This window comes from Allobrachymonas denitrificans DSM 15123 (genome assembly GCF_900110225.1).
In the GTDB taxonomy this organism is placed as follows: Bacteria; Pseudomonadota; Gammaproteobacteria; order Burkholderiales; family Burkholderiaceae_C; genus Brachymonas; species Brachymonas denitrificans.
The window spans coordinates 754,729-769,103 of the sequence record NZ_FOCW01000001.1; the positions used below are offsets into that span (position 1 = coordinate 754,729).

Here is a 14,375-nt window from a genome sequence, read left to right on the forward strand (position 1 = left end):
TGAATATGAAGACACCTTCCCGCAAGACCCTGAGTTTCCTGCTGCTCGGCACGCTGGCCGTGTTGCTGCTGGTGTGGCTGGTGCTGCGCGAGCCGCAGCAGATGGCGACGCTGGCTAAGGTGCAGCGCGGGCTGATCGAAGTGAGCTTTGTCGAGGAAGGCAAGACGCGGCTGCAGCAGCGCTACGTGGTGACGGCTCCCGTGGCGGGCATGGTGCGGCGTATCGTGCTGCAACCGGGGGATCCAGTGAAGGCGGGGCAGGCGGTGGCCGAGATCGATCCTGCAGCCAGCGGCTTGCTGGATGCACGCTCGCGCAGCCAGGCTCAGGCCGAGTTGCGCGGGGCGGAAGCGGCATTGGCGGCAGCGCGTCAGCGCATCACGGCGGCACAGGCCGCGCAGGCGCTGGCCCAGCGCAACCTGCAGCGGGCGCGTGAAGTGGCACCCACCGGCGGCATTGCGCAGGCCGAGCTGGACCTGATGCGCAGCCGCGCGGTAACCGCTGGCGCGGATGTGGCGTCGGCGCGTGCGGATGAGCGGGTGGCCAGCGAGCGTCTGTCTGCGGCCCGCGCGGTGCTGGCCGAGGAAGGGCGGGCCTCCAGCAGCAAGACGCAGGAGGTAGCGGCGCCAGTCGATGGCGTGGTGCTGCGGCGCATGGTGGAAAGCGCCGCGCCGGTGCCGGTGGGGCAGCCGCTGATGGAAGTGGGTGATGCGGCGGCGCTGGAAATCGAATCGGATGTGCTGTCTACCGACGCAGTGCGGCTGGCACCGGGCATGGGTGCGCGTATTCTTCGCTGGGGTGGGGAAGGAGTCTTGCAGGCGACGGTGAAGCGCGTCGAACCGGGCGGTTTCACCAAGGTATCGGCGCTGGGGGTGGAAGAACAGCGCACGCGGGTGGTGCTGGATTTTGCCTCGCCGCATGCGCAGTGGGAGCGGCTGGGCGATGGCTATCGGGTGGAGGTGCAGTTTCTGGTGCAGCGCAAGGACAATCTGCTGCAGGTGCCGGCCAGCGCGCTGTTCAGTGCCGGCGAGGGCTGGGCCGTCTACCGCATCGGGCAGGGCAAGGCTCGGCGTACGCTGGTGAAGCTGGGCCTGCGTTCGGCCACGGTGGCGGAGGTGCTGGAAGGGCTGAAGGAAGGCGATCAGGTGATCGTGCAGCCGGATGACCGGATCAGGGAGGGGACGCGGATTCGGGAAGGGGCGCCTTCCACGCAATGATTGCGGGTTTGTGGGGGGCTTTTGCCGAGTTAGCCTGTTCGCGACCGCAGACCGCAGACCGCAGACCGCAGACCGCAGACCGCAGACCGCAGACCGCAGACCGCAGACGTCTACGGCGTGTCAGTCCTTGTCGTCATCCCCATCCGGCGTGACCAGATCAATGCCGGCCCCCACCGCCTTCACGCCGGTGGACACCACAGCGCCCGTCACGGAAATGGCCGCTCCAGCGGCGGCGCCAACCACGGTCGTGACGCCGCAGCCGGCAAGCAGCAGGGCCAGCAGGCTGGCGGTGGCAAGACGAAGTGTAGAAAAGCGGTGCGGCATGCGGGCCATTGTAGAGGCCCACAGGCCCATCTTTCCCGCTGCAATGTAACGCTTTGGCGGTGCCTCAGCGCAGGCTGGTCAGTGATGCGGCGATTGCGCGCTTGAACGGTGTGAAGCGTTGTCCGATCTGCACGGCAGCTTCGCGGACCACCTTGGCCGCGGGGTGCTCGGTAGTGTAAAGCCGGGCCAGTCCCAGCGTGATGAGGTACAGCGGCCGGGTGGCGATGCGGTGCTCGCGCTGGTAGCGCTGCAGCAGCGCGGGGCTGGCAATGTCCTGCCCGGCAGCATGGGCCTGCACAATGGCCTTGCCCAGATTTGCCACGCCCAGCAGGCCGAAATTGAAGCCATGGGCCGTGATCGGATGCATGCCGACGGCCGTATCACCCACGCAGGCGAAACGGCGCGACACGATGCTGCGCGGATACACGCCCACCAGCGGGTAGACATGGCGCGTGCTGACCAGCGTCATGCTCCCCAGGCGCTGGGCAAAGCGGCGGGCGATTTCGGCGTTGAATGCCGGTTCCGCCATGCCGGCAACCGGATCCATGGCGTGGCTGGGCAGCGTGAGCACTACCGAGGAGCGGTGCATGCCGGTGGCTGGATCATCGTTCATGGGCAGCAGCGCCAGCGTCTGGCCATAGTCGAACCACTGCCAGGCCACGTGGTTGTGCGGTTTCTGGTGCAGCATGCAGCACACCAGCATGCTGTGGCCGAAGTCGTACATGTCGGCAGCCAGCCCCATGGCGCGGCGCGTGCCGGAAAAGCGGCTGTCAGCGGCCACCAGCAGGCGCGAGTGGAGAGTGCGGCCGTCTTCCAGCGTCACATGTGCAGCGTGGTCGTCACTCCACACACGCCCGGTTTTCTGGCCGGTGAGCAGGGTGATGTCCTGATGCGTGGCGATGCTGTCCTGCACGCAGTCCCACGCGGCTTGGCGGATCAGGTGGTTGGAGACGAACCAGCCCAGTTCGCTGCGCGGCGACAGCGCGTGGCTGATGACCAGACCGAGCGGATTGGGGCCGTTCAGCACCTGTGCGTCGCGCAGCTGGGAGAAGGCCGTCGGCTCGATCTGCTCGATCCGCTCCCACAGGCCGAGCTCGCGCAGGGTGTGTGCAGACCGCTGCGAAAGGGCGATTTCGCGTCCGTCGAAGGCAGGATGCGCGAGGGCTTCCTCGGGTTGCTGGTCCAGCACGCCGATGCGCAAGCCCTTGCCCGACAGCGCCCGTGCCAGACACAATCCGGCCGGGCCGGCACCCACAATCAGAATGTCGTAATCCATGGCGAGGCAGTGTAGCCAGCCGGGTGCGACGGAGGGTTGATGCTTGTCAATGGAAGGGCGTTGGACGCGCGGCTCAGGCCGAACGGCCGGGCTCGGGCACACTGGCAGTGCCTGCATCCGCAGCCGGCCCGCGGCTCGGCCGCACCTGCCGTCCCCGAAAAATCAGCACCACGCCCAGCAGGATGATGCCCGAGGCCAGCCATTCGCCACGCGTCACCACCTCGCCGCCCAGCCACACACCCAGCAGCAGCGCGATGACCGGGTTGACGAAGGCGTAGCTGGTGGCCAGCGCGGGGGAGGCGTGGGCCAGCAGGTAGAGGTAGGCGCTGAAGGCGATGAGCGAACCGAACACCACCAGGTAGATCCAGGCGATGGCTGCAGCCGCGGTTGGCGGCCAGTGCGGCGCCGGTTCGCCGGCCAGCACCGACAGCAGCATCAGCACCACGCCGCCGCACAGCATTTCGCTGGCAAAGCCGGAGGGGCCTGCAGCCAGCGGCATGCGGGTGGTGGACAGCACCGAACCCAGCGACCACAGCAGCGTGGCCCCGACGATGAACAGGATGCCCAGCGGCTCGCCGCTGAAACTGGCACCGCGCATCAGCAACAGCACGCCGGCCAGTCCGACCAGCATGCCTGCCAGTTCGAGGCGGTTGGGGCGCTGGCCGAACAGCAGGCCCAGCGCGCTCACCATCATGGGTACCACGGCGATGAAGGTGGCGATCAGGCCGGAGCCGACATAGACTTCGGCATTGGCGGTCAGCCCCATGCCGCCACCCAGCATCATGGCGCCGATCACCAGCGCATGCAGCCACTGGCGTGGCGTGGGCAGGGCGGCGCGGCCCTCGCGCCACAGCATCCAGCCCATCAGCAGGCCGCCAGCCACCAGAAAGCGCGTGCCCATGCCCCAGAAGGGAGGAAAACTCTCCAGTGCGAAGCGGATGGCGAGGTAGGTCGAACCCCAGATCAGGTAGCAGGCGATCAGCGAGGCGATCAGCAGGCGGGGCAGCGGGGCGGATTTCGGCATAGCCGGCTATGGTAACGCGGCGGCCGGCGTGAAGCAGGGGCTGTCAGCCGCGTGCCTGCACCGCCAGATCCAGCGCACGCAGGCGCAGATCCGGATCATGCACATCGCACACCAGCATCAGTTCATCCGCTTCGGTGGCGTTCAGCAGTTGCTGCAGGCCGCTGCGCACTGTCTCCGGGCTGCCGATCACGGCGCAGGAGAGAAATTGCTGCAGTCCCGCCATCTCCTGTTGCGAGAGCGACTGCAGATAGCCTTCCTTTGGCGGCGGCAGCAGTCCGCGCTGGCCGGTGAGGATGCCGATCACGCGCTGGAACAGGCTGCTGGCGAGGAAGTGCGCCTCCTCGTCGGTGGGGGCAGCCACCAGCGGCACGCCGATGATGGTGTAGGGCTTGTCCAGCTGGGCCGAGGGGCGGAAGTTGCGGCGGTACAGGTCGAGCGCCTGCAGCAGCATCTGCGGGGCAAAGTGCGAGGCAAAGGCATAGGGCAGGCCGCGCTCTGCCGCCAGTTGCGCGCTGAACAGGCTGGAGCCGAGCAGCCAGATCGGCACCTGGGTATTGGCGCCAGGGTTGGCAATCACCCTCTGGCCCGGCTGGGGGGCACCCAGGTATTGCTGCAGTTCGGCCACTTCGCGCGGGAAGTCGTCGGCGGTTTCGGTGCGGTCGCGGCGCAGCGCACGCATGGTAACGGGATCCGTGCCGGGCGCGCGGCCCAGCCCCAGGTCGATGCGGCCGGGATAGAGCTCGGCCAGCGTGCCGAAGGCTTCGGCCACTACCAAAGGGGCATGGTTGGGCAGCATCACGCCGCCCGAGCCGACGCGTATGCGTTGCGTGCCACCAGCGATATGGCCCACCAGCACGGCCGTGGCAGAACTGGCGATACCGGGCATGTTGTGGTGCTCGGCCAGCCAGTAGCGCGTGAAGCCGAGCTGCTCGACATGCTGCGCGGTGCGCAGGGCGATGGCCAGCGCATCGGCCACCGTGCCGCCTTCGCGCACGGCGACCAGATCGAGCATGGACAGGGGGGTGTTGGCAAGTGTCTGCATGCCAGTATTGTGCGTGGGCGGCAATTCCCTTGACAAGGGCGGGAATCTGGAGGGTTCAGGGGTGGGCTGCAGGCTCCGGCGCCGGGCTGCCTGGCAGGTCACCCAGTGCGGCTTGCAGCATGTCGATGAAGACGCGCGTCTTGGCCGGCATCAGCTTGCGTCCGGGAAACACCGCCCATGCCGTGTGGCTGGGCAGGCACCATTCCGGCAGCACGCGGCGCAGCGTGCCGCGGCGCACGTCGGGCAGGGCAAAGTAGTCGGGCGCGGCCGTGATGCCGGCGCCGGCACGCGCCATGCCGAGCAACAGGATGGGAGAGTTGGCCGTGAGGCGGCCCGGCGGCACGCCTTGCCAGGTGTCCTCGTTGCGGCGCAGTAGCCAGCGCGCCGCTTCACCACCGCTCTCCAGCCCGCGCAGGGCGTGGTGCTGCTGCAGATCGTCCGGCGTGTGGGGTTCGCCATGCTCGGCCAGATAGTCGGGGCTGGCATACAGGCCCTGCGAAAACACGCCCAGCCGCCGGGCAGCCAGCAAGGCGTCATCGGGCAGGGCGCCCATGCGCAGGGCCAGATCGAAACCTTCGCCCAGCAGATCGACCCGGCGCGGCGACAGATCCAGCTCCAGCGAAATGGCGGGATGCAGCGCGCCAAAGGCAGCGAGCATGTCCGACAGCAGGGTGGCGACTTCCATCGGCATGGAAACGCGCAAGCGGCCGCTGGGCTGCGCCTGGCGGTGCGCACTGAGGGCACTGGCTGCTTCCACCTCGGCCGCCAGTTGCCGCGCATGTTCCAGCAACTGCGAACCGAACTCGGTCAGCGCCTGGCGCCGCGTGGTGCGCAGCAGCAGGCGTTCGCCCACCTGCTGTTCGAGGGCCGACAGGCGGCGCGATACCGTGGACTTGGGCAGCCCCAGCCGTTCCGCCGCAGCAGTGAAACTGCCCAGCTCCGCCACATGGGCGAACAGCATCAGGTCGTCGGGAGAAAGCAGCGGGGTTGATTGTTCCATTGATGGATCAATGATATCAATTCAAGGGAATTAATCGCGGCATTGTTTCCCGATAAAGTACATCCATGGCAACACGAAACCGTTGCAGGGTCTGGACGCGGCATCTGTCGAAAGCCAGGTCAGACACGGTTTCTGCCAAGTTGTTGTTAGCGCGAAGGATGCCACCCCGGTCGGCGTGCATGCCTTTCTTCCACCGGGCGCGGTGCCTGCGCCACAGCCGACCTGCAAGGAGATATCCATGTCGCAAACCCAGAACCTTCCCGTTGCCGAGCCTGTGCAGCAATCCCGGGGCGTGGATCGCCTGGTCACGGGCGTAGCCACTTCCGATGGCGCTGGCGTAAGGCTGACCCGCGTGCTCACGCAGGATCTGCAGCGTCGGCTCGATCCCTTCCTGATGCTTGATGCCTTTGGCAGCGACAAGCCGGATGACTATATTGCTGGCTTCCCCGACCATCCGCATCGCGGATTCGAAACCATCACCTACATGCTCGCCGGTCGCATGCTGCACCGTGACAGCGCGGGGCACGAAGGCCTGCTGGAAAGCGGTGGCGTGCAGTGGATGACGGCCGGTCGTGGCGTGATCCATTCCGAGATTCCGCAAGAGGAAGAGGGCCGCATGGAGGGCTTCCAGCTCTGGCTGAACCTGCCTGCCAAGGACAAGATGAGCACCCCGTGGTATCGCGATTTCAAGGCTGATGAACTGCCGCGCGTGCGTACTGCAGAAGGAGCCGATGTGACGGTGATCGCAGGAGTCAGCCATGGCGTGGCCGGTGCGGTCACGCGGGATGACACGGCGCCGGTGTACCTCGACATCCACCTGCCGGCCGGTGCCAGCTTTGCGCAGGCGCTGCCTTCCGGGCACAACGCCTTCGTTTATGTGTACGAGGGCAGTGTGCAACTGGGCGACACCGCGGTGCCGAAGCAGCGCATGGCCATTCTGGACAATGCTGCCGGCGCCGATGGCGTACGCTTGCAGGCCAACGAAGCGGCGCGCCTGCTGCTGGTTGCCGGCCAGCCGCTGCGCGAACCCATCGCGCAGTACGGCCCCTTCGTGATGAACACGCAGGAAGAGATCTACCAGGCGCTGCGCGACTTCCGCGACGGCACGCTGGCCTGAGGGTCGCCGCGTTAGGACAGGGGGACGGCACGGTAGCGGCCGGCCCCCGCCTCACGGCCGCAGCTTGCGCCCCACGATGCGCCGCAGGAAGCGCAGCTTCTGCCCCAGCGGGAAGCTGCGGAAGTTGGTCTTGGTCGTGCCCTGCGTGAAGGTGGTCTGCCGGCTGTAGTCGATGGCCACATCCACGATCACTGGCCGCCCCTGTGCGGCCAGTTTTCTGGCCTCCGCGATGGTGCTGTCGATGCAGTGGTTGTCGGGCATGGGCACATAGGCTGCGCCAGTCGCCTGCGCCACGCCCTGCAGCCCGATGCGGTGCGGCAGCGTGGTGCAGGTCAGGCGCTGGTAGGGCAGTTGCTGGGCCTGCGCGATCTGCGCCAGCGCACCATCGTTGAACACGCAGAAGATCACGCCCAGGCCATTGGCCGTGGCGGTCATGATCTCCATGCAGCTCATGGCGAAACCGCCGTCGCCCACGATGGCCACCACCTCGCGCTGCGGTTGCGCCAGCCGTGCGCCGATGGCGGCGGGCACAGCATAGCCCATGGCGTTGAAGTCGCTGGGCGTCAGCAGGGCGCTTCCCCGGGGATACGAATACAGTTCCGCCGCCAGAAAGGTGTGATTGCCGTCATCCAACACCGTGATGCTGTCGGCCGGCATCTGCCGGCGCAGGCTGGTAAAGAAGGCCGCCGGGTTGACGTGCGTCTGGTCACCGTGCTTGAGCCAGCTGTCCAGATAGGCTGCCTTGTCGCTGGCGATCTGGTGTTGCAGGCGGGAGTTGACCTCGCGTCTGGCCTGGCGATTGCGCAGTTCTTCCAGCAGCGCGCGCAGCACCGGCTGCGCATCACCCACCAGCGCCACCTGGGCCGGATAGTTGGCGCCAGGCACCTCCGGGTCGATATCCACATGCACCAGCGCCTGCGGCACGCGGGCGCCGAAACTGCCGGTGGGAATTTCGGCAAAGCGGGCACCCACGGCGAGCAAGGCATCGCACTGGCGGAAGGCATTCTGTGCGGCCGGTACGGCCGAACGGCTGAAACCGAAACCGGCGTGCAGCGGATGGTCTCCCGGAAACACGGCCAGCCCCTGCAAGGTGGTGCTGACCGGCATCTGCAGCAGCTCTGCCAACGCCACCAGCTCCGCCTGCGCATGCCGCGCCCCCCAGCCCACGAACAGGCCCGGCTGGCGCGCATGCTGCAGCACATCGGCAGCCTGCCGGATCAGCGCCGCATCGGGCAGGGGAGGCGCTTCAGCAGCCTGCCATTCAGGCACCGCACCCGCATCGCCGCTGAAGATCTGCAGGTTCACCGGCAGCTCCACCAGCACCGGCCCCGGCACGCCGGAGGTGGCAATGCGGTAGGCCTCGAACAGCGTCGGCACCACCTGTGCATGTCCCGTCACCCGAAAGGCGGCCTTGGTGAACCCCCGCGCCATCTCCAGCTGGTCGATGCCGTGCAACTGGTAGCGCCGGCCGCTGTCGGTGCGCGTGCCGCCCGTCAGCACCAGCATCGGGATGCCGGCCAGATACGCCTCGCCAATACCGCTGGCCGCATGCGTGAGCCCGGCTGCAGGCACGATGGCCAGGGTGCCAATGGCGCGTGCCGCACCGTCTGCACCGATGCCGCCCCAGTTCAGCCGGCTGAAGGCATCGGCCATGAAGGCGCCGCCGCCCTCGTGCGTGACCAGCAGGGGCGTGATCTGCCGGCTCTGCGCCAGTGCGTCGTAGAGCTCGGTGTTGTGCACCCCCGGAATGCCGAAGGTGTGCGTGATGCCGAGCTGCTCCAGGGCATGCACGGCCAGTTGTGCTGCGGTTTTCTTCATGGCTGGGCCTGCGTCTGCTTGGTGGAACACCACATCCTACCTGCCTCCTTGCGACAGTGCGCGGGCAAGACGTTGCGCACTGTAAATGCAGCCGCCCAGAAAGGTGCCTTCCAGCGCCCGCAGTCCGTTCATGCCACCGCCACCAAAGCCGGCGGCCTCGCCAATCGCATACAGGCCGGGCACGGCGCTGCCATCCGCGCGCAAGGCCTCGCACGCGAGATTGGTGTGGATGCCGCCCAAACTCTTGCGGCTGATGATGTGTTCGCGGATGGCGATCAGCGGCAGTGCCTTGCCATCCAGAATCGGCTGGGCCTTGCAGATGCGCAAGCGATCGCCTTTCCAGCGGCGCAGTTCGGCAATGCGCTGGCGTTGCGGGTCGGTGCTGGCTTCGCCCTGGGCCACTTCCTGATCGTACCGCACCACCATGTCGCGCAGGGCCTTGGCGTCCACCGCCTGGTCGCCCTGCAGCGCGTTCATGCGCTCCGCCAATTCCTCCAGAGATTGCCCCGTCACCACATCCGTGCTGTGCGCCAGCACTTCATCCACCAGTCGCCGGTTGCCCAGCAGCAGGTCGCGCAATATGCCCAGCCTGCTGTGGTTGCGGATCGACGGATTGAATTCGGCACCCGAAATCGCCAGCTCCTTCAGCGCAATGCGGTGGTTGAGCAGCTGCCAGGAACAGGCCTTGTCCTGCGCGCAGATCTGCGTGACCAGATCGCGCGTGTCGTAGCCGCTCACCAGCGGAGGCCAGATGCGCTCGCCGCGCCAGTTCAGCCACAGCGCCGAGCGCGGCGGCACCAGCGACAGGCCATGCTCCGGCTTGCGTGGCCCCCAGTGGCGGATGCCGGCGGCATAGTTCCACTGCCGGTCCAGATGCGTGAGTTCGGCGCCCGCCTGCTGCGCTGCCTGATGCAGCCGGCCATCGGCATACGGATGCGCGCCGTTGAGCAGGGTTTCCGGCGGACGGTTCCAGTCGGCATGCCAGTGCTGCCGGACCAGATCCAGATTGCCGTTGATGCCGCCGGCAGCCACGATCACCACCGGCGCTTCGGCTTCAAATGCCTCGCCACTGGCTTCTCGCACGCCCGCGCAGCCGCTCACGGCACCGGCAGTGGTCTGCAGGCTTTCCACCCGGTGTTGGCAGAGCAGGGTGAGCCGATCCCGCTGCGGATGCAGCAGCAGGCGCTGCACCAGCGTCTGCATCAGCCCGTGCCCGGTGCCCCACACCACATGCCAGCGCGGTACGGAGTTGCCGCCGCCCCCGGGCGTCATGCCGCGCTCCACCCAGAGCGGCAAGGGCAAAAAGGACACACCTTGCCCGCGCAGCCAGTGATATACATCCTGCAGGCAGTCATGCACATAGTGCTCGGCCCAGCGGCGTGGCCAGTGGTCGACGGCACTGTCGCGGGAAAAATCGCCAAAGCGCAGCCAGTCCTGCAGCGCCTGTTCGGGCGTGTCCTGGATGCGCTGGCGTCTCTGCTCCGGCGTGTCCACCAGCAGGATGCCGCCAAAGCTTTCCTTCGCCAGGCCGCCCAGGTTCTGTTCGGTATCGCGGTCCAGCAGCAGCACGCGCCGCCCCTGGTCCAGCAGGCGCAGGGCGCACACAATGCCTGCCAGTCCGGCTCCGATGATCAGGATGTCGCCCGCATGTCGCTCCACGTTGTCTCCCGAAAAAATAGCACGGTCGTATCGTAGAAAGCGGCCCGGTATCGGGCTACTGAGGTTTTCCAGTAGGGCAGCGGCATCGTTGCGCTACCATGCCGGCATGACTTCTCCCGGCGACCCGTCCATTTTCGAGCCCGTCCGCTACCCCCAATGGCAGCGTGCGCTAGGCAGCCGCTGGTGGAAGCCGTGGCTGGCCTTGCTGATTTTCGGACTGATCTATGGCGGCTCACTGCTGCTGTTGCGCGCCGGAGTCAACGCCCTCGGCCCGGGCGTCCGTGCAGACGAAGTGCCCTGGTTCCTGCTCCTGCTCAACCTGTCCCTGATCGGGCTGATACCGGCCAGCATGCTGGCTGTCCGGCTGGGCTACTGGCATCCGGCCGGATCGCTGTTGTCGCTCTGGCAGCGCATGCGCTGGGGCTGGCTGCTGCGTGCCTGGGCGGTGAGCTGGCTGGCCATGGGGCCGCTGTTGCTGCTGGACCTGTTTCTTGTCGCGCCGCATCCGATCGACCTGCGTGGACAGATGCTCTGGCCCGTGGTGATGCTGCTGTTCCTCACGCCCCTGCAATGCGCAGGCGAGGAGCTGGCCTTTCGCGGCCTGGCGGCGCAGGTCGTGGGCAGCTTTTTCCGCCAGCGCGTGGTATCCATTGCGCTTTCGCTGCTGATTCCCTCCCTGCTGTTTGCCATGATGCATGGGCCCCAGGATGGCCCGCTGTTCCTGGCCCGTTTTGGCCTGGGCCTGCTGTTCGGCTGGCTCACCCTGCGCACCGGCGGGCTGGAGGCGGCGATTGCGCTGCACACGCTCAACAACCAGACCGCGTTTCTGGATGCGATTTTCACCAACCAACTGCAGGAAGCGCTGTTCATGACCAAGGTGGACTGGATCACGGCGGTGGTGCAACTGCTGCTGGTCGGCCTGGCCGCATGGATCATATGGCGCGCCTACCAGAACCGCGAAGCCGCACGCTGGACGCTACCGCACTGGCCGGCGCAAAAGCCTGTGGCTACCGCTGAGGCCAACGAGAGCAGGGCGGCGCAGGGCTGAAGGGATGCCCGTGCCGCTTTCTGCCGCATGGGTTACAATCGCAACCTTGTTGCAGTAGTGTGTCAGCGCTGGCCTGACCACTGCCATTCCCTCTCAACCCCCGGAACCCTCCATGAAATCCCTGCTGCTCGATGGCATGCTCTGGCGCCTGCTCTGGGTGGCCGTGCTGCTGGCCGTGATCTGGCTGGTCTACTTTGCGGTGATCTGAATGCCCCTGGTGCTCGACAACATCACCGTGAGTTACCGCAGCGTGCCCGCCGTGCACCATGTGTACGCGCGCTTCGAGGAGGGCAGTTCCTGGGCCATCTTCGGCCCCAACGGCGCCGGCAAGAGCACGCTGCTCAAGGCCATGATGCGCCTGCTGCCGATCGACACCGGCAGCGTGCAATGGCAGGGCGTGGAGCGCCGCGATCTCGCCTACCTGCCCCAGCTGGCCGAAATCGACCGCACCCTGCCCATGAGCGTGTTCGAGCTCACGGCGCTGGGCCTGTGGCATGAAATGGGCAGCTTCGGTGGCCTGCGCCCGCAGCAGCGCCAGCGTGTCCATCAGGCGCTGGAGCGCGTGGGCATGGACGCCCAGGCGCAGCGCCCGATTGCGGCACTCTCCAGCGGCCAGTTCCAGCGTGTGCTGTTCGCGCGCATGCTGGTGCAGGAAGCACGCTTTCTGCTGCTCGATGAACCCTTCAACGCCATGGACGCCCATACCACCCACGCACTGCTGCACGTGCTGCGCGACTGCGTGGCGGCAGGCAAGGGCGTGATCGCCGTGGTGCACGACCGCGAACAGGCTCGCACCCAGTTCGACAACACGCTGCTGCTGGCCCGCGAAGTGGTGGCCAGCGGGCCATCCATGCAGGTGCTCACGCAGGCCAACCTGCACCAGGCCGACGGTTTCCGCCAGGAAGTGCGTGCCGACGAATGGTGCGATGTGCAACCCGACCAGCTCCAGCCCCCGCAGCACCTCCATCATCACCACCATGATTGACGCCAGCCTGCTGCACGATCTGCTGATCGGCCCCTTTGTCGAATTCGATTTCATGCGCCGCGCGCTTGCCGGCGTGCTGTTCCTGTCGCTCAGCGCCGCCCCTATCGGTGTGCTGCTGATGCTGCGCCGCATGAGCCTGATGGGCGATGCCATCAGCCATGCCGTGCTGCCGGGGGTGGCAGCCGGCTACATGCTGGCCGGCTTCAACATCACCGCCATGGGCCTGGGCGGCCTGATCGCCGGCCTGGTGGTGGCGCTCGGCGTGGGTCTGGCCAGCCGCTATTCCAGCCTGAAGGAAGACGCCAACTTCGCTGCCTTCTACCTCACCTGCCTCGCCATCGGGGTGCTCATGGTCAGCCGCCAGGGCAGCCAGGTCGATTTGCTGCACCTGCTGTTCGGCTCGGTGCTGGCGGTGGATGTACCCACGCTCACCCTGGTGGCCGGCGTGGCCAGCATCACGCTGGTGGTGCTGGCGCTGATCTACCGGCCGCTGCTGGTGCAGATCGTCGATCCCGTTTTTCTGCAGGCCGTGGGCGCGCGCGGCACGCTTTGGCATGTGCTGTTCCTGATGCTGGTGGTGCTGAATCTGGTGGCCGGTTTCCAGGCGCTCGGCACGCTGATGGCAGTAGGCCTGATGATGCTGCCCGCCATCACCGCACGCCTCTGGCGCGACCGCATGGGCGCCATCATGCTGCTGGCCGTGCTGATCGCGCTGGTGTGCGGCTACGGTGGCCTGCTGCTGTCCTTCCATGTAGACCTGCCGTCCGGCCCCGCCATCATCCTGCTGTGTGGTGGCGTGTACCTGTTTTCGCTGCTTTTCGCCAGCCAGGGCGGCATGATCCCGCGCTGGCTCTCGCACCGGCACCACCAGCGTGCCGGCTTCACTCCCGACCGAAAGGATGCCTCATGACCCGTTTCTTCAAGGCGCTGCTCGCCACCTGCACCCTGGCTGCCAGCCAGTCCTTCGCCGCCGCACCGGTGCCGGTGGTTGCCAGTTTCAGCATTCTGGGCGATGTGGCGCGCGCAATTGGGGGCGAGCGCGTCAAGGTGGAAACGCTGGTCGGCCCCAATCAGGATGCACACGTCTATCAGGCCAAGCCGGCCGATATCCAGAAGATCCGCGCTGCCAAGGTGGTGCTGGTGAACGGCCTTGGCTTTGAAGGCGCCAGCATCCAGCGCGCCGTGCGCGACAGCAAGGTCTACAGTCTGGCGGCCAGCAAGGGCATTCCCACCATCAAGGTGGAGGAGGACGACCACGACCACAAGGGCCATGACCATGGCCACGACCACGGTGACGTCGATCCCCACGTCTGGACCAACCCCGCAGTCATGCAGCGCTATGCCCAGAACGTGGCCGGTGCCCTGATCATTGCCGACCCCGAAGGCCGCCTCTACTACGGCCAGCGCCTGCTCGACTACCAGCAGACCCTGCGTGAGCTGGATACCTGGGCAGCGCAACAGTTCGACAGCGTGCCCAAGGCCGAGCGCAAGGTGCTGACCGGCCATGACGCCTTCGCCTACCTCGGCAAGCGCTACGACGTGCAGTTCCTGTCCCCGCAGGGCACCAGCACCGAGAGCGAAGCCTCTGCCCGCACTGTCGCCAAGCTGATCCAGCAGGTGAAGCAGGAAAAGGTCAAGGCCGTGTTCGTCGAGAACATCAAGGATCCGCGCCTGGTGCAGCAGCTGGCCAAGGAGGCCGGCGTGACCGTGCAGACAGCACCGCTCTACGCCGATGCCCTGAGCCCCGCCGGCGGCCCGGCCACCAGCTACGTGAACATGATGCGCCACAACGTGACGCAGATGGTCAAGGCGATGAAGTAAGCACAGTCACAACGGGAGCCACAGCGCTCCCGTTGTTTTGAGAGGGG

Annotated in this window: 13 protein-coding genes; 6 read left to right on the plus strand and 7 right to left on the minus strand. The window is 66.8% G+C overall.

Annotated features, from left to right (window positions below):
* Nucleotides 1–5: 5 nt before the first annotated feature.
* Nucleotides 6–1,214: an efflux RND transporter periplasmic adaptor subunit gene (locus BMW28_RS03425; protein ID WP_159430694.1), complete on the plus strand. Its 1,209-nt coding sequence runs from the start codon at nucleotides 6–8 to the stop codon at nucleotides 1,212–1,214.
* A 120-nt stretch (nucleotides 1,215–1,334) separates the two neighbouring features.
* Here the strand turns inward: BMW28_RS03425 and BMW28_RS12890 are convergent, their stop codons facing one another.
* The 5 genes from BMW28_RS12890 to BMW28_RS03450 form a co-directional block, all read right to left on the minus strand.
* Nucleotides 1,335–1,538: a hypothetical protein gene (locus BMW28_RS12890; protein ID WP_159430696.1), complete on the minus strand. Its 204-nt coding sequence runs from the start codon at nucleotides 1,536–1,538 to the stop codon at nucleotides 1,335–1,337.
* 64 nt (nucleotides 1,539–1,602) lie between these two features.
* Nucleotides 1,603–2,814: a 5-demethoxyubiquinol-8 5-hydroxylase UbiM gene (gene ubiM, locus BMW28_RS03435; RefSeq protein ID WP_091813858.1), complete on the minus strand. Its 1,212-nt coding sequence runs from the start codon at nucleotides 2,812–2,814 to the stop codon at nucleotides 1,603–1,605.
* Nucleotides 2,815–2,887: 73 nt separating this feature from the next.
* Nucleotides 2,888–3,838: a drug/metabolite exporter YedA gene (gene yedA, locus BMW28_RS03440; RefSeq protein ID WP_091813861.1), complete on the minus strand. Its 951-nt coding sequence runs from the start codon at nucleotides 3,836–3,838 to the stop codon at nucleotides 2,888–2,890.
* A gap of 43 nt (nucleotides 3,839–3,881) precedes the next feature.
* The gene (locus tag BMW28_RS03445) at nucleotides 3,882–4,880 is read right to left on the minus strand and encodes an LLM class flavin-dependent oxidoreductase (RefSeq protein ID WP_091813863.1); all 999 of its coding nucleotides are present in this window, start codon (nucleotides 4,878–4,880) and stop codon (nucleotides 3,882–3,884) included.
* A 55-nt stretch (nucleotides 4,881–4,935) separates the two neighbouring features.
* Nucleotides 4,936–5,880 (minus strand): LysR family transcriptional regulator, encoded by a 945-nt coding sequence (locus BMW28_RS03450; RefSeq protein WP_091813866.1) that lies wholly within the window; start codon nucleotides 5,878–5,880, stop codon nucleotides 4,936–4,938.
* Nucleotides 5,881–6,118: 238 nt separating this feature from the next.
* Between BMW28_RS03450 and BMW28_RS03455 the strand changes: the two genes are divergently transcribed.
* Nucleotides 6,119–6,997 (plus strand): pirin family protein, encoded by an 879-nt coding sequence (locus tag BMW28_RS03455; RefSeq protein ID WP_091813869.1) that lies wholly within the window; start codon nucleotides 6,119–6,121, stop codon nucleotides 6,995–6,997.
* Nucleotides 6,998–7,048: 51 nt separating this feature from the next.
* Here BMW28_RS03455 and BMW28_RS03460 read toward each other — a convergent pair whose 3' ends face one another.
* Both BMW28_RS03460 and BMW28_RS03465 read right to left on the minus strand, forming a co-directional pair.
* Complete coding sequence (locus tag BMW28_RS03460) at nucleotides 7,049–8,815, minus strand: thiamine pyrophosphate-binding protein (RefSeq protein ID WP_091813872.1); 1,767 nt, start codon at nucleotides 8,813–8,815, stop codon at nucleotides 7,049–7,051.
* Between the two features lie 36 nt (nucleotides 8,816–8,851).
* Nucleotides 8,852–10,474, minus strand: coding sequence for an FAD-binding dehydrogenase (locus tag BMW28_RS03465; protein ID WP_091813875.1), 1,623 nt, complete (start codon nucleotides 10,472–10,474; stop codon nucleotides 8,852–8,854).
* Between the two features lie 106 nt (nucleotides 10,475–10,580).
* On the opposite strand from BMW28_RS03465, the gene BMW28_RS03470 reads away from it, so the two are divergent.
* The 4 genes from BMW28_RS03470 to BMW28_RS03485 all read left to right on the plus strand — a co-directional run bounded on the left by BMW28_RS03470 (nucleotide 10,581) and on the right by BMW28_RS03485 (nucleotide 14,328).
* Nucleotides 10,581–11,522, plus strand: coding sequence for a CPBP family intramembrane glutamic endopeptidase (locus tag BMW28_RS03470; RefSeq protein WP_159430698.1), 942 nt, complete (start codon nucleotides 10,581–10,583; stop codon nucleotides 11,520–11,522).
* A 208-nt stretch (nucleotides 11,523–11,730) separates the two neighbouring features.
* A complete protein-coding gene (locus BMW28_RS03475) occupies nucleotides 11,731–12,507 on the plus strand; it encodes a metal ABC transporter ATP-binding protein (RefSeq protein WP_091813878.1) in 777 nt (258 codons plus the stop codon).
* Nucleotides 12,500–13,417, plus strand: a complete 918-nt coding sequence (locus tag BMW28_RS03480; protein WP_091815442.1) for a metal ABC transporter permease — start codon at nucleotides 12,500–12,502, stop codon at nucleotides 13,415–13,417. Before BMW28_RS03475 ends, BMW28_RS03480 begins: the two co-directional genes overlap by 8 nt.
* Entirely contained in the window at nucleotides 13,414–14,328 is a 915-nt protein-coding gene (locus BMW28_RS03485; protein WP_091813880.1) for a metal ABC transporter solute-binding protein, Zn/Mn family, read from the plus strand. The genes BMW28_RS03480 and BMW28_RS03485 overlap by 4 nt, the downstream gene beginning before the upstream one ends.
* Nucleotides 14,329–14,375 lie beyond the last annotated feature (47 nt).